The sequence below is a fragment of the Pseudomonas vancouverensis genome (assembly GCF_004348895.1).
In the GTDB taxonomy this organism is placed as follows: domain Bacteria; phylum Pseudomonadota; class Gammaproteobacteria; order Pseudomonadales; family Pseudomonadaceae; genus Aquipseudomonas; species Aquipseudomonas vancouverensis.
The window spans coordinates 126,530-144,060 of record NZ_RRZK01000009.1 but is presented as its reverse complement, the minus strand read 5'-3'; the positions used below and the strand labels follow the sequence as shown (position 1 = coordinate 144,060).

22 protein-coding genes are annotated in these 17,531 nt (G+C 54.6%); 9 read left to right on the top strand and 13 right to left on the bottom strand.

The genetic code is table 11. The annotated features are described in order from the left end of the window. Positions 1-146 precede the first annotated feature (146 nt). Positions 147-383 carry a YgjV family protein gene (locus EIY72_RS30095; protein ID WP_093230643.1) on the top strand — a complete coding sequence of 79 codons (237 nt, stop codon included), beginning with the start codon at positions 147-149 and terminating at the stop codon, positions 381-383. A gap of 133 nt (positions 384-516) precedes the next feature. Beyond that, a complete protein-coding gene (locus tag EIY72_RS10370) occupies positions 517-927 on the top strand; it encodes a response regulator (protein WP_093224020.1) in 411 nt (136 codons plus the stop codon). Between the two features lies 1 nt (position 928). Here EIY72_RS10370 and EIY72_RS10365 read toward each other — a convergent pair whose 3' ends face one another. The 3 genes from EIY72_RS10365 to EIY72_RS10355 all read right to left on the bottom strand — a co-directional run bounded on the left by EIY72_RS10365 (position 929) and on the right by EIY72_RS10355 (position 3,723). Next, positions 929-1,168, bottom strand: a complete 240-nt coding sequence (locus EIY72_RS10365) for a DUF1652 domain-containing protein (protein WP_093224026.1) — start codon at positions 1,166-1,168, stop codon at positions 929-931. Positions 1,169-1,388: 220 nt separating this feature from the next. After that, on the bottom strand, positions 1,389-1,856 hold the full coding sequence (locus EIY72_RS10360; RefSeq protein ID WP_093224028.1) for a DNA methylase: 468 nt from the start codon (positions 1,854-1,856) through the stop codon (positions 1,389-1,391). Positions 1,857-1,935: 79 nt separating this feature from the next. Beyond that, positions 1,936-3,723 carry a thiamine pyrophosphate-requiring protein gene (locus EIY72_RS10355; RefSeq protein WP_093224030.1) on the bottom strand — a complete coding sequence of 596 codons (1,788 nt, stop codon included), beginning with the start codon at positions 3,721-3,723 and terminating at the stop codon, positions 1,936-1,938. A gap of 328 nt (positions 3,724-4,051) precedes the next feature. On the opposite strand from EIY72_RS10355, the gene EIY72_RS10350 reads away from it, so the two are divergent. Further along, positions 4,052-4,528, top strand: coding sequence for a hemerythrin domain-containing protein (locus EIY72_RS10350; protein ID WP_093224032.1), 477 nt, complete (start codon positions 4,052-4,054; stop codon positions 4,526-4,528). A gap of 73 nt (positions 4,529-4,601) precedes the next feature. On the opposite strand, the gene cydB is transcribed toward EIY72_RS10350, so the two are convergent. Continuing rightward, positions 4,602-5,603 carry a cytochrome d ubiquinol oxidase subunit II gene (gene cydB / locus EIY72_RS10345; RefSeq protein WP_093224034.1) on the bottom strand — a complete coding sequence of 334 codons (1,002 nt, stop codon included), beginning with the start codon at positions 5,601-5,603 and terminating at the stop codon, positions 4,602-4,604. Between the two features lie 5 nt (positions 5,604-5,608). Further along, positions 5,609-6,991: a cytochrome ubiquinol oxidase subunit I gene (locus EIY72_RS10340; protein ID WP_093224036.1), complete on the bottom strand. Its 1,383-nt coding sequence runs from the start codon at positions 6,989-6,991 to the stop codon at positions 5,609-5,611. Between the two features lie 228 nt (positions 6,992-7,219). On the opposite strand from EIY72_RS10340, the gene EIY72_RS10335 reads away from it, so the two are divergent. The 3 genes from EIY72_RS10335 to EIY72_RS10325 all read left to right on the top strand — a co-directional run bounded on the left by EIY72_RS10335 (position 7,220) and on the right by EIY72_RS10325 (position 8,868). Next, positions 7,220-7,666 carry a low affinity iron permease family protein gene (locus EIY72_RS10335; protein WP_093224038.1) on the top strand — a complete coding sequence of 149 codons (447 nt, stop codon included), beginning with the start codon at positions 7,220-7,222 and terminating at the stop codon, positions 7,664-7,666. 71 nt (positions 7,667-7,737) lie between these two features. Beyond that, complete coding sequence (locus EIY72_RS10330) at positions 7,738-8,274, top strand: cupin (protein ID WP_093224040.1); 537 nt, start codon at positions 7,738-7,740, stop codon at positions 8,272-8,274. A 201-nt stretch (positions 8,275-8,475) separates the two neighbouring features. Next, positions 8,476-8,868 (top strand): GFA family protein, encoded by a 393-nt coding sequence (locus tag EIY72_RS10325; protein WP_093224042.1) that lies wholly within the window; start codon positions 8,476-8,478, stop codon positions 8,866-8,868. A gap of 43 nt (positions 8,869-8,911) precedes the next feature. On the opposite strand, the gene umuC is transcribed toward EIY72_RS10325, so the two are convergent. Both umuC and EIY72_RS10315 read right to left on the bottom strand, forming a co-directional pair. After that, entirely contained in the window at positions 8,912-10,192 is a 1,281-nt protein-coding gene (gene umuC / locus EIY72_RS10320; protein ID WP_093230646.1) for a translesion error-prone DNA polymerase V subunit UmuC, read from the bottom strand. Then, positions 10,179-10,613, bottom strand: a complete 435-nt coding sequence (locus tag EIY72_RS10315; RefSeq protein WP_093224045.1) for a LexA family protein — start codon at positions 10,611-10,613, stop codon at positions 10,179-10,181. The genes umuC and EIY72_RS10315 overlap by 14 nt, the downstream gene beginning before the upstream one ends. A gap of 260 nt (positions 10,614-10,873) precedes the next feature. On the opposite strand from EIY72_RS10315, the gene EIY72_RS10310 reads away from it, so the two are divergent. After that, positions 10,874-11,338 carry a GNAT family N-acetyltransferase gene (locus tag EIY72_RS10310; protein WP_093224047.1) on the top strand — a complete coding sequence of 155 codons (465 nt, stop codon included), beginning with the start codon at positions 10,874-10,876 and terminating at the stop codon, positions 11,336-11,338. A 294-nt stretch (positions 11,339-11,632) separates the two neighbouring features. Here the strand turns inward: EIY72_RS10310 and EIY72_RS10305 are convergent, their stop codons facing one another. The 4 genes from EIY72_RS10305 to EIY72_RS10290 all read right to left on the bottom strand — a co-directional run bounded on the left by EIY72_RS10305 (position 11,633) and on the right by EIY72_RS10290 (position 13,959). Beyond that, the gene (locus EIY72_RS10305) at positions 11,633-12,388 is read right to left on the bottom strand and encodes an SDR family NAD(P)-dependent oxidoreductase (protein WP_093224049.1); all 756 of its coding nucleotides are present in this window, start codon (positions 12,386-12,388) and stop codon (positions 11,633-11,635) included. 219 nt (positions 12,389-12,607) lie between these two features. Then, entirely contained in the window at positions 12,608-12,937 is a 330-nt protein-coding gene (locus tag EIY72_RS10300) for a YciI family protein (RefSeq protein ID WP_092280721.1), read from the bottom strand. Positions 12,938-12,986: 49 nt separating this feature from the next. After that, positions 12,987-13,316: a YciI family protein gene (locus EIY72_RS10295; protein ID WP_093224052.1), complete on the bottom strand. Its 330-nt coding sequence runs from the start codon at positions 13,314-13,316 to the stop codon at positions 12,987-12,989. A 40-nt stretch (positions 13,317-13,356) separates the two neighbouring features. After that, the gene (locus EIY72_RS10290) at positions 13,357-13,959 is read right to left on the bottom strand and encodes an NADPH-dependent F420 reductase (protein ID WP_093224054.1); all 603 of its coding nucleotides are present in this window, start codon (positions 13,957-13,959) and stop codon (positions 13,357-13,359) included. 113 nt (positions 13,960-14,072) lie between these two features. Here EIY72_RS10290 and EIY72_RS10285 point away from each other — a divergent pair, with 113 nt between their 5' ends. Further along, positions 14,073-14,705 carry a TetR/AcrR family transcriptional regulator gene (locus EIY72_RS10285; protein ID WP_197678797.1) on the top strand — a complete coding sequence of 211 codons (633 nt, stop codon included), beginning with the start codon at positions 14,073-14,075 and terminating at the stop codon, positions 14,703-14,705. Here EIY72_RS10285 and EIY72_RS10280 read toward each other — a convergent pair. Beyond that, positions 14,702-15,595 (bottom strand): LysR family transcriptional regulator, encoded by an 894-nt coding sequence (locus EIY72_RS10280; protein WP_162276446.1) that lies wholly within the window; start codon positions 15,593-15,595, stop codon positions 14,702-14,704. The two genes, EIY72_RS10285 and EIY72_RS10280, sit on opposite strands and share 4 nt — an antisense overlap. Positions 15,596-15,760: 165 nt before the next feature. Between EIY72_RS10280 and EIY72_RS10275 the strand changes: the two genes are divergently transcribed. Continuing rightward, positions 15,761-16,426, top strand: coding sequence for a glutathione S-transferase family protein (locus EIY72_RS10275; protein ID WP_093224058.1), 666 nt, complete (start codon positions 15,761-15,763; stop codon positions 16,424-16,426). A gap of 51 nt (positions 16,427-16,477) precedes the next feature. On the opposite strand, the gene EIY72_RS10270 is transcribed toward EIY72_RS10275, so the two are convergent. Continuing rightward, on the bottom strand, positions 16,478-17,455 hold the full coding sequence (locus EIY72_RS10270; protein ID WP_093224060.1) for a zinc-dependent alcohol dehydrogenase family protein: 978 nt from the start codon (positions 17,453-17,455) through the stop codon (positions 16,478-16,480). Positions 17,456-17,531 lie beyond the last annotated feature (76 nt).

Here is a 17,531-nt window from a genome sequence, read left to right as displayed (position 1 = left end):
AGTGGTAAAACGTCATGTTCTTCGCGAGAAATTATGAATTTTTTGCATCTGCTGCCATATCTATACCGAGTGCCTGGACGATCAGATATCTATACGTTCGCATCCCCATAAACGTCGCAGACAGCGAACCCCATGAGGGAAGTGCTTTGGCCTACATTGATTGGGTTCAATGGCCTGCAATGGTGGTGACCGTACTGGCTGCGTGGCTGATCGCGTCTCAACGCCCGTCCAAGAGAATGACTGGTTTCATCTGTTTCATTTTAAGCAACATCCTGTGGGTCATCTGGGGTGCCTATGCTGGAGCCTACGCTCTAATTTTGCTGCAGATCAGCCTATTTCTCATGAACCTGCGCGGGTTAAAAAAGAACCACAAGGGGCATTAACCATACGGGCGCTAATGCCCTTCTGAGGAGTCTCAGACGCTCAGTGGCCAGCTCTGTAACTCTTATAATTCGGCATACACTAGAGACTGGTCTCAATCATGTCGGAACGGCTGGCCGGCTAAGGACTCGCAGCGTGAACGTAAATTGGGAAGGAATATTGCCTATTGAAGGAGAGATCATCGTTGTTGAAGATGATCCAATGCTTCGCTCGCTGATGTGTGACATCGTCAAGGAAATAGGAGCTGAAGCTGTTGCTTTTGATACAGCGGACAATGCTTTGACTTATTTGCTGCAAGGACACGGACAGTGCCGCCTGGTAATTGTTGACCATAACGTTCCAGGCCAAATTCAAGGCACTGAATTTATTCAAATGGTGAGGGAGAAATGGCCTTCCATCGGGGCGATTTTGACGTCTGGCTACTTACTCGATTCGACGACGATACCGCCCTCCACCATCTATCTCCTCAAACCCTGGTCTCTGGACGACCTCGTGATCGCCGCAACCTCTTTCCTGCAGCCAGACAATCCAATACATAAAATCTAGCTCAGTGAAATGCCGTTTTCCTTGAGCTCATTTCACTCCGTAGCTCTCCGATCAGATTCGCTATTGCTCGACTCGACGTCAGGTTTTCAGTCGAAATAGCAGTGACCAGAAGCTCAATACGGTCAGTGGATGGCTCGAACACCTTGATCATCAACGATCCGTCCGGATTAACCGTACACGTACAGGAAAGAGGCAGAAATCCGCATTCAATGATGTGCCTCAGCTCAAGCTTCGAAATCATGGCGAGCGAACCTCGAAACGGTGGGATAGGGGCTCATTCAGTCTCGTATGAAAAAATCGCTAGTCAAGGAGCATGCTTAGCGATTTCACAACCAGTTGTTGCCAATCCCCCACAACTACCCGCGTAGATGTTCCGGATGAGTCACCTCCACCATTGCATCTGGCATTGTCAGAGACTTTGGCGACTCAAATCTAAGTCAAACCCGCCAGTTCAGCCTGCCCTATGATTTCTTCCGGAGTGGCGTACACAGAAGCTTTTTACTGAATACTCGTGCAGCTTCACGCATGAAAATCTCTACGGTCTTGGGGCCAATCCCTTCGAAAGCAGTAAGCCTGCGCTCAAAGTCCTGACGATCAGCACTGGCGCTCACCATATTCAACACCTTTCCCTCATATTCTGCGCTGAGTCTGGCCGCCAGCGCCAAAAGTCGCGCCGCAGTGGTTTCGTCGTAGCGAACGTAATGCGCTTCACCGAGCATCGCTACGAGCTCGCGTTGCGTAGTTTTGGCGAGCTTGCCTGGACTATCACGTTGGTACTGGTCGACGATCACTCGGTAGGCTTGTGCGGCAATCTCGGATTGAATCCGTTTACCCATTAAAAAACTGGCTAACAGCCATTTGAACAGGCCCTTCTCATTCGCACCCTCCAGGTCAATCTGCAAGTCCTGAGCACTGATGTTTTTGCGCATGGGGAATCCTCCTGCGACCCGGAGTCAAGCAAGTCGCCAACCTCAATTTGCCTTGCCTGACCTCACGGGCGGGAGGCGCTTACTTCTTGCGTGGAAGAACGGCACCCAACACTTGCTTGGCGGTTTGCACGAGCACACCCGCTTCGTCGGGATCACCTTTGAGCAACGTCGTGGCGAACTTTTTCGCCTGTTCCAGCTTGATGTGCGGTGGCAGCGGCGGAACATTCGGGTCGGTCTTGAACTCGATCAATACCGGAACGTCGCTGGCCAACGCCTGCTCCCACGCCGCCGCCACGTCCTCTTCGCGCGAAACGAAGATTCCCTTCAATCCGATGGAAATGGCGAACAGGTGATAAGGCACGTCCGGGATGTTCTGCGACGCCTCAAACTTTGGGTCGCCTTCCATGACCCGTTGCTCCCAGGTGACCTGATTCAAGTCTTCGTTGTTGAATACTGCGCAGATCCATTTGGGACTTTTCCATTGCCGCCAATATTTGGCGACGGTGATCAGCTCAGCCATGTTGTTCATCTGCATCGCCCCATCTCCCACCAGCGCGATGACTGGCCGTTCCGGGAAAGCGAATTTTGCGGCAATGGCATAGGGCACGGCGGCACCCATCGACGCCAGTCCGCCGGACAATGAGCACTTCATGCCACGGCGGATCTTCAAGTCACGGGCGTACCAGTTGGCGCATGAACCGGAATCGCTGGTGATGATCGACAGCTCTGGCAGACGCGGCGACAGTTCAAACACCACCCGTTGCGGATTGATCGGTTTTGCTTTTGCCAACGCGCGCTTTTCCAGGGTTTTGTCCCAGCGGCTACGCCACCCTTCTACCTTTTTGCGCCACTTGCGCGAAGTCTTCTGTTCAAGCAGTGGCAACAACGCCGCCAGCGTCTCACCAGCATCGCCGACCAGATTGACCTCCATGGGATAACGCAGACTGAGCATGCCGGGCTGCAAGTCTATCTGCACACCGCGTGCCTGACCTTCCTTGGGGAGAAACTCCGAATAGGGGAAACCCGAACCGATCATCAGCAGGGTGTCGCACTCGCTCATCAACTTGTAGCTGGGTTCGGTGCCGAGTAGTCCGATGCTGCCGGTGACCCAGGGTAATTCATCAGGCAACACGGCTTTGCCGAGTAATGCCTTGGCCACGCCGGCACCGAGTTTTTCCGCCACGGCAATCACTTGATCCGTCGCCTCCAGTGCACCTGCGCCGACCAGAATCGCGACCTTTTCACCCGCGTTCAACAACTCGGCAGCACGCTGCAGATCCGCTTCATAGGGGATGACTTTGGGCTTCGCATAACCGACACCGGAATGGACGGTGCCGTGGGCCCTGCCCGGAGCCTCGTACTCGACGTCCTGCAGGTCGTTCGGCAGGATGAGGGCCGTTACGCGACGTTCACCCAATGCAATGCGCACCGCGCGGTCAAGCAAATGACGGACTTGTGCCGGTACCGAGGCCTGCTGGACATAGGCGCCTGCGACGTCCTTGAACATCGACAGCAGATCCAGTTCCTGCTGATAGTGCCCACCGAGCGCCGCGCGAGCTTGCTGGCCGACAATCGCCAGTACCGGCATGTGATCCATCCGTGCATCGTAAAGCCCGGTAATCAAATGCGACGCACCAGGGCCGGAGGTTGCAATGCACACACCCAACTCCCCGGTGAATTTGGCATGCGCTGAGGCCATGAAGGCCGCCATCTCCTCATGCCTGGCCTGAATGAATTCGATCTTGCCGCCGGCCCGACTCAAGGCTCCGAATACACCGTTGATGCCGTCCCCCGGATAACCAAAAATTCGTGTCACGCCCCATTCACTGAGCCGTTCAATCAGGAAGTCGCCCACTGTCGTCGTCATGCCGCCCTCGTATTCAACTGATGCATCGAGCGTTTCCGGCAAGAATCTCGCCGGAAGGTGTAAGGGTCTGGACACCAAAGAACAGAGCGAAGTTCTAAGTAAAATCCTGGGTACTCGGGTGCTGGAATTTGTTGGCAATCTGCAATGGTTATCTTGCCGCTATGTGCACTTTGCACGGCGCCACCAGGTTCACCAGTCGCAACAGCCCTTGCTCCACCTGCGTTTTTGAAATGAACTCCGCTGGCACGTTAAATGCGGTTGCACATGGGGTATGCCCCGGCAACGCCGACTTATCGGGGTTGCACTTTCGCAAGCGCAGAGGTTCGCCATGAACGCCATTGATCTTTTGAAAGCCGACCACGAGAAAGTGAAATCCATTCTTGCCCAATTGAGTGAATCCACTGAACGGGCAACCAAAAAACGCACTGATTTACTGGGTAAACTCGAAATGGAAATCGCGATCCACACCAAGCTGGAGGAAGAAATTCTTTACCCGGCGTTCAAGGCAGCCGGCTCAAAAGAACAGGACATCATGTACTTCGAAGCCAAGGAAGAGCACCGCACCGTCGACTCGCTGGTTTTGCCCGATCTCAAGCTCACGGATCCTGGTTCAACGGAGTTTGCCGGACGGGTGAAAGTGGTCAAAGAGCTTCTGGAGCATCACATCGAAGAGGAAGAAACCGAAATGTTTCCTCAAGCGAAGAAGCTCCTTGGAAAGGCCCAACTCGATGACCTCGGGGAGCAAATGGAAGTGATGAAAGCGAGTTACAAAAAGGACTGGGTCGCTGGCAATGTTGCCGCGTAAAACAGACATCATACTGCCCGGCCACTCGCCGGGCTTTGCTCAATAAATCTTGACCTGAATTGCCCCTTCCCAGTCATTTTCGAGCAGGACGAACCTTGCCACTGAAGACGCTGAAACCGAAAGTGTTGTAGATCAGCGTGACCGGAATCAGTACCGCGAACCCGATCAGCATGAAGACCTGGCTATGGCGACTTGATGCAGCAGCCTGCAAGGTCAGTTGCGGTGGAACAATCAGCGGATAGAGCGCCACCACCATCAAGAGAAATGCCAAAACGAACACGCCCAGCGCTGCGAACAGTGGCAGTGCATGACGACGACTTCGCAAGCCCAGCGCAAAGACGATCAGCAATGTGATGAGCAGGGTCACTGCCGGTATCCACACACGCCAATCAGAGAGTCGATGTGCATAGCGGGAGTCCAATGCAGCCGTCCAGGCCACTAGCGCGATTAGCAGCACGACGGTCACGGCAGCCAGCACCTTCGCCTGAAGTCGGGATCGTCGCTGGAGTTCATCCACAGTACGCCAATACAACCAACAAGCCCCCAGCCACATGTAGCCCACGATGAGCACTGCACCACAGAACAAAGGAAACAGGTTGAGCCACTCGGTGCCGTTTCCGTTGTACTGCCCTGCCCCATGGGGCACGCCTTGAACGAGTGTGCCCAGTACGGCTCCCTGCGCTGCGCCCGCAAGCGCCGAGCCGCCGAGTAATAAACCATCGACCCCACGCCTGATGCGTTCGTTGGGTGAGTGATCCCGAAACTCCAAGGCTACCGCTCGCAGGATCAACGCGAGAAACATAAGAATAAAAGGCAGATAAAGCGCTGGCAGCAAGATGGCATAAGCCAACGGGAACAGTGCCAGCAGACCGCCACCTCCCAGCACCAGCCACGTTTCATTTGCATCCCAAATCGGCAAGATAGTCACCGCCATTGCTCGGCGATCCTTGGCGCAGCGCGTCAGCCCCATCAATATTCCAACACCCAGATCAGTGCCATCGAGCAGTACATAGTTCATCACCGAGAACGCCAGCGCTGCGGCAGAAAGCAGAACGATCCAGTCAGTCTCCAGCATGGATGCTACTCCTCAGGATGCCCGGTCTCATCCGCCAGCGTCGGTTGTGGCCCCAACTCGTCCTCATGCGGCGGCTCGCGCAGCAGTCGCAGGAGCACCAAAAATCCGATGCCGAAGATCAACAGGTAAAACACCAGGATGATCCAGGTCGAGTTGATCACTTGCTGGCGCGATACCGGCGACAGGCTGTCCGCTGTGCGCAGCAATCCATAGACAGTGAAAGGCTGACGTCCAACTTCGGTTACGACCCAACCGCTGAGCATCGCCAGCATTCCCGCGGGGGTCATCAACACACAGCTTTGGAGCATCCAACGTGCTGCGTACAACCGTTGTCGCCATCGCAGCACTAAGCTGATCAGCCCCAGCCCCAACATCAACAAGCCCAGGCCGACCATGACACGAAACGCGAAAAACACGGCTGGCACTGGAGGGATGTCTTTTGCAGGGAACTCATCCAGCGCCGCAATGGTGCCGGACAGATCATGCCGCAGATACAAAGAGCCGATCCGTGGAATCGCCACTTCCCAGTGATTGCGGCGCTCGGTCATATCGGGAATGGCAAACAGGCGTAAAGGCTCCCCCGCGCCTTCCGGCGGGCGCTCCCACGAGCCCTCAATGGCGGCAATCTTCTGTGGCTGAACCTTGAGACTGTGCTGGCCATGCAGATCACCAACGACAATTTGCACGGGCATCAGCACGGCAATCATCCACAATGCCATGGAAAATTGCAGGCGCGCTCGCGGGTTTTGCGGCTGCCGCAAAAGTTGCCAGGCGCTGACGCCGGCCACCAACGTGGCGGTACCCAGAAACGCCGCCAGCGTCATGTGAATCAGACGATAGGGGAATGAGGGATTGAATATGATCGCCCACCAATCCCCCGCCAGCAGTCGCCCATCCGTGCCCACGATGTAACCGGCAGGTGTCTGCATCCAGGAATTGGCCGACAGAATCCAGAATGCACTGATCATCGAGCCCAAGGCGACCGCGCAGGTGGCGAAGAAGTGCAGACGTGGCCCCACCTTCTTCAGACCGAACAACATGATGCCAAGGAAACCCGCCTCCAGGAAAAAGGCGGCGAGCACCTCATAGAACATCAATGGGCCGAGGATATAGCCCGCCTGGGTCGACAGCCGCGACCAGTTGAGCCCGAACTGGTATTCCAGAATGAGACCTGACGCCGTACCCACCGCCACATTCAGGGCGAACACCTTGAGCCAGTAGAGGTAAACATCCAAATAGATCTTTCGGCCATGCCACAGCCAGAGTCCTTCCAGCACCATCAGAAAGTTGGCCAACCCGAGGGTTAGCGCGGCCAGGACGATATGAAAACTGATGGTGATCGCAAATTGCGCTCGCGCCGCCATAAGCGCCGAATCAGCTGCGTCCATGCTTACGACTCATGGGATCACCGAGATTTTTAAAGTGCGCTTCGCCAACGTTGGACATGGCGTTTTTCCAAAAGGATCTAAACCGTTGACCCCCACGCAATAGGTTCATTCCGTAAATCCCATCCCCCTCAGATGGCTCGGTTTTTTGATGCGACCAAAGGAAAATGTAAAAAAGAATTTCAAGAAAAGCCCGGGGTCTATCACTCATCCCGGAAGAGGTTCGCAATCATGAAATTCTCAAAATTCTGTCAGGCTCTCTCCAACAGAGCGGGCAGCTCAAAAACTTTCCTGACCGCTATCGTGCTGATTCTTGTATGGGCAGCGACAGGCCCCTACTTCCATTACAACGACACCTGGCAACTGATCATCAACACGTCGACCACCATCATCACGTTTCTGATGGTGTTCCTCATTCAGAACACGCAAAACCGGGACAACGATATTTTGCACCTCAAAATCGACGAGCTCATTCGAGCGACGAAGGATGCGCAAAATAGCACCTTGTGCCTGGACAAAATGGGTACAAGCGACCTCAGGAAGTTGCGTGAACAGTACGTTTCGCTAGGGGAAGAAGGCGAAGTGACCATAGTAACGACTGAGCTTGACTCATCTACAAGCGGCATTCCCCTTGCCTCAGCATCAATTGAGCCAAATCAAACCGGTTGCCCGGGATAAGCGTCGGTAGTCTCGCTTGATGGAGCCTTCCGATCACTTCTAGACCAGGTTTCGCTAGTGGAGCGTTTCTTATGAATAAGTCACAGGCTGTCGACACTTCCGCGCAAAGCCTACTACTCGAACGCAATGGCTGGGTGCCGAATAACCCTCGACTGCCGGTACTCATTTACATTAAGGCCATGGCGGTTCAGGGAAGCGACCCAGCCGCCCTGTTCGAGAGCACTTTCCTTGCCAATGGCTGGCCACCGCAATGGCGCGATGGCGTCTACGACTATCACCACTATCACACCCAAGGACATGAAGTTCTGGGGATCGTCAGCGGCTTCGCGCGCTTGATGCTCGGCGGCCCGGAAGGTCAAGTACTGGAAGTCAGTGCTGGCGATGTCTTACTGTTGCCTGCTGGAACGGGGCACTGCAACACCGGATCCAGCGACGACTTTCTAGTCGTAGGTGCTTACCCACCAGGCCAACGTGCCGACATCTGTCGCGAGGCGCCCAGTGCGGAACAATTGGCGAACATTCGCAAACTATCCTATCCCGACCAAGACCCCGTTCAGGGAATGCACGGTGCTATCTTTCGGTACTGGGTTGATCCTTCACGAGGATAAAAACCAAGCCCGCTTGTCGTTGATTACCCATAAAAGTGTCGGCCATCGCAGGCTCTCCATTCTTTGGAATTATCGTGCTAAGGATTTCTCTGACTTAAACATCTAGAAAAGTCAGCAGGCCGAAAGAATCGCTGCGGTTGTTCTTACAGTGACTGGAAAGCAGTCATCCTAGGATGGGAGAAAATCCACGCAGGAGTGCTAATGCTCAAGCAAATCGGAAATGTCCAGATTCAAGACCAGCATCGAGCCAGCTGCCATTGCGGTGCCGTTGTACTGGAAATCCACTTGCCCAATGGCATTCCTTGCCCACATCGCTGTGACTGTTCTTTCTGCAAGCGCAAAGGAGCAATTGTTGCGGCAGTCCCTGCAGCGGATATCAAAGTGATCCAAGGTGAAGCGGCATTGGTAAAATATCAGTTCGGGCAGCATGTGGCCGAACACTTCTTTTGTGGTAACTGCGGCATCTATACCCATCATCGACGCAGCACAAACCCGAATGAGTTTGGGTTCAATATCGGGTGCCTGGAGGGAGTCAATCCCTACGACCTAAATGATGTACCTGTAGCAGACGGTGGACCTTGGCGTTCGCCATGAAAAACTGATTCAGATGGCATCTTGATCGTGATGGCTGCGGCGCTCACCTGCAGTACACAGTCCAAAGCTGATCTACTCGCGTAGTAAAGCTCTGACTCATCATCTCCCTTCTCATGCCCCAATCCGGATCAGTTGGGACACTGGCCAGACGCATCGTCCCCCTGCCCCACCTTCCATTAATGGCATCCAATACCCCCATAACCTTTTCAGTGGCAGCCGGCTGGGAGATCGCGAAGAGGTCTTCCGTGTACTCGCCTTTCTGACAAAGGTTTACCAGGAGAACCTCGGCCTTGCTGTATTTGAAGCCCGGTCGAAAAACTCGATCCACCGCATCCACAGCAGCTTTTGTCATCAATCGAACATCGTCAGTTGGGTACGGCAATTCGACCAGGACACCATTGGCGTATTTGGCCTCCTCCGGATTGAACATGCCGGTGCGTATGCTTACTCGAATCCTCTTGCACAGTGACTGCTGGGCTCTGAGTTTCTCTGTGGCCCGCATCATGTAGGTCGCTACGGCCTCTTTGATTGGAGCGATTTCGGTAAGACGCTTGCCGAACATCCGGCTGCAGCAGATCTCCTGCTTGGGTGGATCAGGCTCATCGAGCTCCAGACACGGCGTACCGGCCAACTCACGGGCCGTCTTTTCGATCACCACGCTGAATTTTTTGCGCAACATCCAGGGATCGGTTTTGGAGAGATCCCAAGCGGTCTTGATGCCCATGCCCTCCAAGTGCAAAGTCATCTTCCGCCCTACTCCCCAAACATCCGAGACCGAGCACTTTTTCAGCACCCAATCGCGCTTGATCTGATCACGAAGATCGACCACTCCGCCACTCTGCACTTGCCATTTTTTGGCCGCGTGGTTGGCGAGCTTGCTGAGGGTTTTCGTACCAGCGATTCCGACACCGACTGGAATGCCAGTGCTCTTGTAAACCTGCGCACGAATCCGCCGCCCGAGCGCCTCCAGATCGCCTAGAACACCAGCTAGATCAGCGAAGGCTTCATCGATGCTATAGACCTCGACGGCGGGCACCATCGACTCGATCACGCTCATCACCCGCTCGCTCATATCACCGTAAAGTGCGTAGTTGGATGAGAAGGCCACAATGCCGTACTGCTTGAGTTTGTGCTTGATCTGGAAGTATGGCTCTCCCATTTTCACAAACGGCTTGCTGTCTGCACTGCGGGCAATCACGCAGCCGTCGTTATTCGAGAGCACCACAATAGGTGTCTTGGCCAGGTCAGGTCGGAACACTCGCTCACAGCTCGCATAGAACGAATTGCAGTCGATCAGGGCGAATATAGGCTCAGGCTTTTGGATCATGGGCACGCACACTAAATGTCACCACACCCCATATGATGAGCTCGTCGCCCTCGAGAATGTAACGCGGCGGATAGCCAGGATTTTCGGACATCAAGATGATGTTGGGCCCACGCTTGCAAAGGCGCTTGCATACCGGCTCGCAATTCACTGCAGCGATCACGATGTGGCCATGCTCAGCGGTAATCGAGCGATCCACCACGGCCATATCGCCATCGAAAATTCCTGCACCTTCCATGCTGCTTCCCTCGATACGCACCAGGTAGATATGCGGTGCTCGGATGTCCAGCAACTCGTCGATAGAGATGTGCTGTTCGAGGTGATCTGCCGCCGGCGATGGAAAACCCGCAGGGACTTTGAAGGAGTAGAACGGTAGCTGAACTCCCCCTTCTGCCAAGGGGCCGAGGATGGTGACGCCCATGAAGAATGCCTTAACCAAAACTGTATATGCATACAGTTAACGTCGAAGGCGGCTTGCGGTCAATCTCGGGCTAAGAAAATTGCGACCGGTGGGTTGTCTAGGAAGATGTTTTGGAGATTGGCCACAGGCCCACGATTCCTTCAGGGCACTTGCGTTATCGTTGTCAGATCACCGCGCTACTTGATCAACTGCCCTCATTGCATCAAAGCTGTCCTGAATAAAAATCTGCTCATCATCCGTCACTCACTCAGGGAGAGCCCATGGAACTCATCCGTCACGCAACCTCTATAGATGCCCCCACCATCGTCCAGTTCATCATGGAAGAAGCACGGGAGGCCGAAGCCCTAGCATTGGATCAATCCATCGTTGAGAAAGGCGTGAAGAGCACGTTGGTCGGAGCGGTTCCTCGTTATTGGGTGGTCGTCAACCAAGCTGATGAAAGCATCATTGCGAGCGCATCCATCTATACGGAATGGAGCGATTGGAACAACGCCAACTACTGGTGGCTCCAGAGTTTCTATCTTGTGCCTTCGGCGAGAGGTCAGGGATTGGCGCAACGTCTGCTGCAGCAAATCGCCAATGAAGCTATCGAAGCAGGTGCGATTGAATTGCGCCTCTACGTGCATAAGGACAACCAACGGGCATCCGCGTCCTACGTTAAAGCCGGTTTCGATACCGCGCCCTACGACATTCTGATCAGGAAGCTTCCTCAAAAGATTGAGTAATTTGCTCCCCTTGATGATGAGACCATTTGTTCTCATAAGGGGCATCCCTGCAGGAGTGCGATTCAGTTACAGACGTTCAAGAAACAGACCTGCATGGCTGCTTTTTGTCGATTGATGCCTTGGTAAATAGACATCCATCGGCCAATAGCTGCCTGTGACAAATTGAACAGCCGCCAAGAGCGAGCACGTAACTGCCCTGCTGGTTACATCAAACCGATTGCGCTCGACATGTGGGGTAAATCCGTGGAATCCGGGATTGATGGCTGCCTAACGGACAGCCATCAATCCTTGTCTTTAAGCGCCGTAGCCACCGTCCACGCTGAAAATACTGCCATTCACAAAGCTCGCCGAAGGACTCACCAGGAATGCCACAGCGGCGGAAATCTCTTCCGGTCGTCCAAAGCGTCCCAGCGGATTAGCGTCTTTCTGCCAGCCTGAAAACGCTCCATCCTGCGGGTTCATATCGGTGTTGATAGAGCCGACCTGTATGACATTTACCGTAATACCTCGGGGGCCCAACTCACGCGCGGCGCCTTTTGAGTAACCCTCGATGGCTGCTTTGGTCGCGGCATAATCCGCCAGTCCTGGCACACCAACAAGCGAGGCAAGTCCGGAAGACATCGAAACGATGCGTCCCCCTTCAGTCATTACCCGGGAAGCTGCGCGTATGCCTGTGATAACGCCTCCCATGTTGATGGCAACCTGTCGGTCGAAACGATCGGTCTCGACCGTATCGATGATCGATCCAGTCTCAAAGACACCAGCGTTGTTCACAAGAATATCCAGCTTGCCAAATGTCGAAACCACATTGTTGATCAGTGCGATGACCTGACTTTCATCAGCTTGATCTGCCTGGAAAGCCTTGGCTTGTCCGCCTGCTGCTTCAATGGCCTTGACCACTTCGTTGGCTTTTTGCGCACTGGCCGTAAAGCTGATGGCGACAGTCGCACCCAGTTCGGCGAGCTGCTTGGCGACCGCCGCGCCGATGCCCCGCGCACCGCCAGTTACCAGTGCCACTTTGCCTTTCAGGTCCAATAAGGTACTTGTCATGGTTTTGACCTCAAAAATGATTCACTTTTCTGCCGGCGCAAAACGCTTCCAGAGAATAGGTCGTGACGGCAGTACGACGGCCGTCAGTTTCAAGGACTTTCTGGAGTGCTTCGAAAAGTCAGCAAAATGAGGAATCACTGCCCAGGGAGATGGGCAGTGACGTTGATTACCGAGTTCGAACCGACAGCCGATGTCAGAAAACCGGCCACACTAGCCACATCAAGTGTGGAACGGCACCCACATCATTTTCACTTCGACGTTGAGCAGACCTGACTTGACCGTAGGGTCGTCAGTTCCGATTTTGATGGCTTCTTCGAGGTCGGCGGCCTTGAAGATCGTCATGCCGCCATCTGCCAGTACGCCATTGAGGCCACCGGCCTTTTCCATGAATGGGCCGCTAAGAACGGTCAAGCCTTTCTCTTGCATTTCGATCATGTAGCCAACATGGTCCATGAACCCTGGCTGCTCGTTGTACTTCACGCCTTGGACCCAATTCGGGCCTGGCGATTGAAAGGCGACAAAATAATGTGGGCCGTTTTCGTCAATCATGATTCGGTACTCCAGAGGAAAAGGGGGAATCGAGAGCCGTGCCTACCGATCAGGTATGGAACGGCACCCACATCATCTTCACTTCGACGTTCAGAAAGCCGGACTTCACCGTCGGATCATCGGTGCCAATCTTTGTGGCTTCTTCGAGGTCGGCGGCCTTGAAGATCGTCATGCCGCCGTCTGCCAGTACGCCATTAAGGCCGCCAGCCTTTTCCATGAACGGGCCACTGAGCACGATCAGGCCCTTCTGGTGCAATTCGATCATGTAGTTCACATGATCCATGAACTCAGGTTGTTCGTTGTATTTGACGCCCGGAACCCATTTCGGTCCGGGGGTTTGGAAGGCGATGAAATAGTGTGGGCCGTTTTCGTCAATCATGCTTGGTACTCCAGAAGGATAGTTTGTTTCGAAAGAAAGGTTATTGAGAGATCAGGAAGTCATGCCCGCCCAAAGGGCCACCGGCTTGTTGCATTTTTCCGCCATCCTTGAGCCCACCGAGGTCAATGGCGCGAAAGCCCATCTTGTCGATGAATTCGGTTACGAATGCTTTGGCATCGCTGTCATCACCCGACACGAACAGCACCCTGCGCGCTTGCTCGTGGACAGGGCCGGCATTGAAATTCGTCATGATGATGTTGTTGAACGCTTTCACCACTCGGGCACCGGGTGCCAATTCAGCAACGATTTCGCTCGCGCCCCGCTCGCCCAGATCGGCCAGCACCCACGTTGGTGTGATCTCTAAAAAGGGGTTGGTCGCGTCGATAAGAATTCGATTGTTCCAGGCGGGCGTACTACCCAAGACGGCCTGGATGCTGGTCCATGGCGTTGCCAGCAATACCACCGGTGCGGCGGCAGCTTCGGCGAGGGAGACAACAGATGCCCTGGGGCCCAACTCAACAAGCGCGCCGGCCAATTTGCCTGCGCCGCTACGGTTGCTCAGCAGTACTTCGTACCCCTGTGCAATCGCGTGACGAGCAATAGACAGCGCCACGGTGCCTGAACCCAACATGCCAATTTTCATCAAGATCACCTCGCTATCGATGTTCTGAACCCGGGATAAATGTTTTTGGAGCGATCACTCCGATATGTAATACTAGGGCGATAGAAATCCCCTCGTCAAGGAATATTGGAGCGATGGAACCAAAATTAATCGAAGGCAAAAAACGCAGCCGTGGCCGCCCTTCGAATTTCGATCGGGCAACTGCCGTGCATCAGGCAATGAAACTGTTCTGGGAGTCGGGATACGAAGGTGCGTCTTTCGATAACCTGGTAGCAGCCATGGGCATCAGCCCGTCCAGCTTCTACAACTCGTTCGGCAGCAAGGAGCAGCTATACGCAGAAGCCACCAATGCCTATCTCGAAGCGTCAGGTGAATGGTTCATCGGTATCTTGAGTGCCCCAACGGATACGCGGACTGCTTTCAAACGTTTGATGGAGGCGACGGCGAGTGAGTTCACCCGAGACGACCTTCCCTCCGGTTGCATGATTTCCGTGGCCTGCGTACACGTGCCCCCGGCGCTGCAATCGGTTCGCGAGATGATGACCAATCACAGGGCGATGGCACGGCAGGCGATGGAGGCAAGGATTCAACGCGGAATCGAAGAAGGTGACATACCCGCGGACACAAATGTCGAAGCCTTGGCGGGTTACTTCAACGTCCTGGCCCGAGGATTGGCCGTGCAGGCAAGAGACGGAGCCAGCTCCGAACAATTGCTGGAGATCGTTCAATTCGCCATGCAAGCGTTTCCGGTCAGGCCTGAGCCTTAATCCGGTCCTCTGAGCCACGGATTGCGCTGGAACTCCTCCACCAGAAAATCCACCATTACCCGGGTCTTTTGTGGAATCCAGGATGAGGAAGGCATCACCGCGTAGATGGGGACGAACGCGGCATCGTAATCGGTCAGCAGCCTGACCAGACGCCCAGCCTCAAGGTCTGCGCCACAGGCAGACAACGGTGCTCGCAAAACGCCAAGCCCCGCAATCGCAGCTTCGCAGAGTGTTTCGAAAACGTTCACCCGATAAGGTCCGTCAACGTCGACTGAGACCTTCTCACCATCAGCCCCGATAAATGCCCACTCGAACGGCGTGGGATGACGCAGGTAAATCAGGCACGGCACTGAGCCCAAGTCACGTGGATGAACAATCGCAGGGTATTTCTCCAGGAACATCGGAGAAGCGACGGTGACCGGTTGCAGAGCGCCGAGCTTTCGCGCCTGGTGGGAGCTGTCTTTCATCTCGCCCACACGAATCGACAAGTCGACGCCATCACGAATCAGGTCCGTCGCCGAATCACTCAAGTTATGCTCCAGCACGATGTCCGGGTACTGTTCAAAGAAGCGCGGCAACAAAGGGGTTAGCTGCTTGCGCCCGAGCAAAATCGGAGTGGCAATACGTAACGTACCCGAAGGCGTCTGACGGGTATTGAGAGCATCCCCCAAGGCCATGGCGTACTGCTCAAGGATCAGCTTGGCTTGCTCATAAAACCGCTCGCCGGCCTCAGTCAGGAACAACCGCCGAGTGGTGCGCGAGAACAGCTTGGCCTGTAGCTGTTTCTCCAGATCGGTAATCTGTTTGCTGACCGTCGACTGGCTGATCGACAGTTCGTTTGCCGTGCGCGAAAAGCTGCCGATCTCGACCACTCTGACAAAAATTTCCAACGCTGAAAATCTGTCCAAACTGCCCCTCAACCGCCTTTAGCACTGACCTGTATTTATTCCGGTCGACGATAAATTTTATCGCTGACCAGCCAATTATCACTTCTGAACCGGTCAATTAATCTGGCCCTGCACAACATCCTCACCATTCAGTTTCTGGAGTCAGTCATGACCATCAGCATCTACGGCGACAGTGGTTCCGGCAGTTTTCGCCGTGTATGGGCCGCAGCAAAACACATGGGTATTCAGTTCGAACACACCCCGGTCGACCTGTTGAAAGGTGAAAGCCAGGCAACGGAATTTCTGGCGATCAATCCCATCGGTCGCGTACCGGTTCTGGTCGATGGCGCCACCGTCCTCTCGGAAGCTTCGGCCATCAATTTGTATCTGGCGGAGAAGTTTGACTCGCCTTTACTGCCCAAGGGCAACGCTCGGTATGAAACGTTGCAATGGATGTTCTGGTCCGCGGAACACTGGCGGGTGTTTTCGTCTTACCTGTTCAACGAACGCATTGGTAAACGCGTGATGGGCGTTGCGGAAGATCCGACGCTGGTCGAGTTCATCTTTACCAACATCCGCAGCAACGCCGCCATGCTCGACCAGCACCTCGCAGGCAAAACATTTATCGTCGGCAACCAAGTGACCTTGGCCGACTTTGATGTCGCGGCCCCGTTCTCACAAATGGCCAGAACCAAAACGCCATACGATGAATTCCCGAACATCATGGCCTGGCAACAACGCCTGCTGGATGAAGTGCCGGCTTGGAAAGAAACCAAGGCATTGCTTGATGACCGCATGGACCGGGCATTCGCTGCGTTTGGTATCACGTTCTGATTGGACGGATGGTCGGGGCGCCACACCTTGGCGCCTCTACCACCCACCCCCTCAACGAGCGCCGTTTACTTCGAGCAACACCTTGCCGCCTTTCTGCGTGTGAATGATTGCTTCCTTGAACGATGCCAGGGGATAGATCGCAGACACAGGCACCATGAGTTTGCCGGTCCTGATCAACTCTACGGCTTCACGCAATATCTGCGGGACTTTCGGCCGGAAAGCAGGTTTGTTCTGATAAAAGTTATGCATCGTGATGCTCTTTCTCATGAGCGGCCTGAAATCACCCGGTGCCGACATATCACCGCTCATTTGTGCGTAGTTGACCAGCGAACCGCCCGACGACAACGCGCTGACCAATCGGGCAGTCGCCGTCCCGCTGATTCCGCAGAGCGCCAAACGCACTGCACCGTCACCAATCATCGCTTGTACCCGTTCAGTGGCATCGTTCTCGTCCACCAGCACAATGTCGCCGCCTGCTACCTCGACTTCAGCGACTTGCTCCTGGCGCCGGACAAGATTGACTGTGCGCAGCCCCCTTCCCTTCGCAATTGCAATGACTGCCCTGCCGACTGCGGAGTTCGCACAGTTTTGCACGACCCAATCACCAGGCTTCATGTCGACGAACTCACTGAGTAACAGCGCGGCCGTCGGCGGATTGATCCGCAACATGGCCAACTGCTGAAGATCCACTTCCGTGGGCAATGCGAAGAGATCCTCTGCGGGAATAACCATGCGCTCACGCCAGGTAAAACTGTACAGCGGCGGCGTTACACGGTCGCCGACCTTGATGTTTTCAACACCTGCTCCAACCTGCAAAACGATGCCGACGGCTTCATTACCGACCAGACTCGGCAGCGGCGGATGGACCGGAAAATTTCCGCCGAACAACAACAAATCGTTGTGATTGACCGGCGCGAACTCTACGCCGATCAACACTTCACCCTTCTCGGGTGGCGGTGGCTCCGCAATGTCGACCAGTTCAAGACCTTCAAGAGGGTCGCCGTAAGCGGTGATCTGGATCGCTTTCATTGGGAGTACCTGATCAGGGGGTTCAAATGTCTATTTCACGCACCTATCATAGTGATCGCTTTCAAAAACATCCATT

Excerpts from the sequence above, each read along its gene's own strand:
- EIY72_RS10365 (WP_093224026.1), bottom strand. The coding sequence starts at position 1,168 with ATGATTTCGAAGCTTGAGCTGAGGCACATCATTGAATGCGGATTTCTG.
- EIY72_RS10360 (WP_093224028.1), bottom strand. The coding sequence starts at position 1,856 with ATGCGCAAAAACATCAGTGCTCAGGACTTGCAGATTGACCTGGAGGGT.
- EIY72_RS10355 (WP_093224030.1), bottom strand. The coding sequence starts at position 3,723 with ATGACGACGACAGTGGGCGACTTCCTGATTGAACGGCTCAGTGAATGG.
- EIY72_RS10350 (WP_093224032.1), top strand. The coding sequence starts at position 4,052 with ATGAACGCCATTGATCTTTTGAAAGCCGACCACGAGAAAGTGAAATCC.
- cydB (WP_093224034.1), bottom strand. The coding sequence starts at position 5,603 with ATGCTGGAGACTGACTGGATCGTTCTGCTTTCTGCCGCAGCGCTGGCG.
- EIY72_RS10340 (WP_093224036.1), bottom strand. The coding sequence starts at position 6,991 with ATGGACGCAGCTGATTCGGCGCTTATGGCGGCGCGAGCGCAATTTGCG.
- EIY72_RS10335 (WP_093224038.1), top strand. The coding sequence starts at position 7,220 with ATGAAATTCTCAAAATTCTGTCAGGCTCTCTCCAACAGAGCGGGCAGC.
- EIY72_RS10330 (WP_093224040.1), top strand. The coding sequence starts at position 7,738 with ATGAATAAGTCACAGGCTGTCGACACTTCCGCGCAAAGCCTACTACTC.
- EIY72_RS10325 (WP_093224042.1), top strand. The coding sequence starts at position 8,476 with ATGCTCAAGCAAATCGGAAATGTCCAGATTCAAGACCAGCATCGAGCC.
- EIY72_RS10315 (WP_093224045.1), bottom strand. The coding sequence starts at position 10,613 with ATGGGCGTCACCATCCTCGGCCCCTTGGCAGAAGGGGGAGTTCAGCTA.
- EIY72_RS10310 (WP_093224047.1), top strand. The coding sequence starts at position 10,874 with ATGGAACTCATCCGTCACGCAACCTCTATAGATGCCCCCACCATCGTC.
- EIY72_RS10305 (WP_093224049.1), bottom strand. The coding sequence starts at position 12,388 with ATGACAAGTACCTTATTGGACCTGAAAGGCAAAGTGGCACTGGTAACT.
- EIY72_RS10300 (WP_092280721.1), bottom strand. The coding sequence starts at position 12,937 with ATGATTGACGAAAACGGCCCACATTATTTTGTCGCCTTTCAATCGCCA.
- EIY72_RS10295 (WP_093224052.1), bottom strand. The coding sequence starts at position 13,316 with ATGATTGACGAAAACGGCCCACACTATTTCATCGCCTTCCAAACCCCC.
- EIY72_RS10290 (WP_093224054.1), bottom strand. The coding sequence starts at position 13,959 with ATGAAAATTGGCATGTTGGGTTCAGGCACCGTGGCGCTGTCTATTGCT.
- EIY72_RS10285 (WP_197678797.1), top strand. The coding sequence starts at position 14,073 with ATGGAACCAAAATTAATCGAAGGCAAAAAACGCAGCCGTGGCCGCCCT.
- EIY72_RS10275 (WP_093224058.1), top strand. The coding sequence starts at position 15,761 with ATGACCATCAGCATCTACGGCGACAGTGGTTCCGGCAGTTTTCGCCGT.
- EIY72_RS10270 (WP_093224060.1), bottom strand. The coding sequence starts at position 17,455 with ATGAAAGCGATCCAGATCACCGCTTACGGCGACCCTCTTGAAGGTCTT.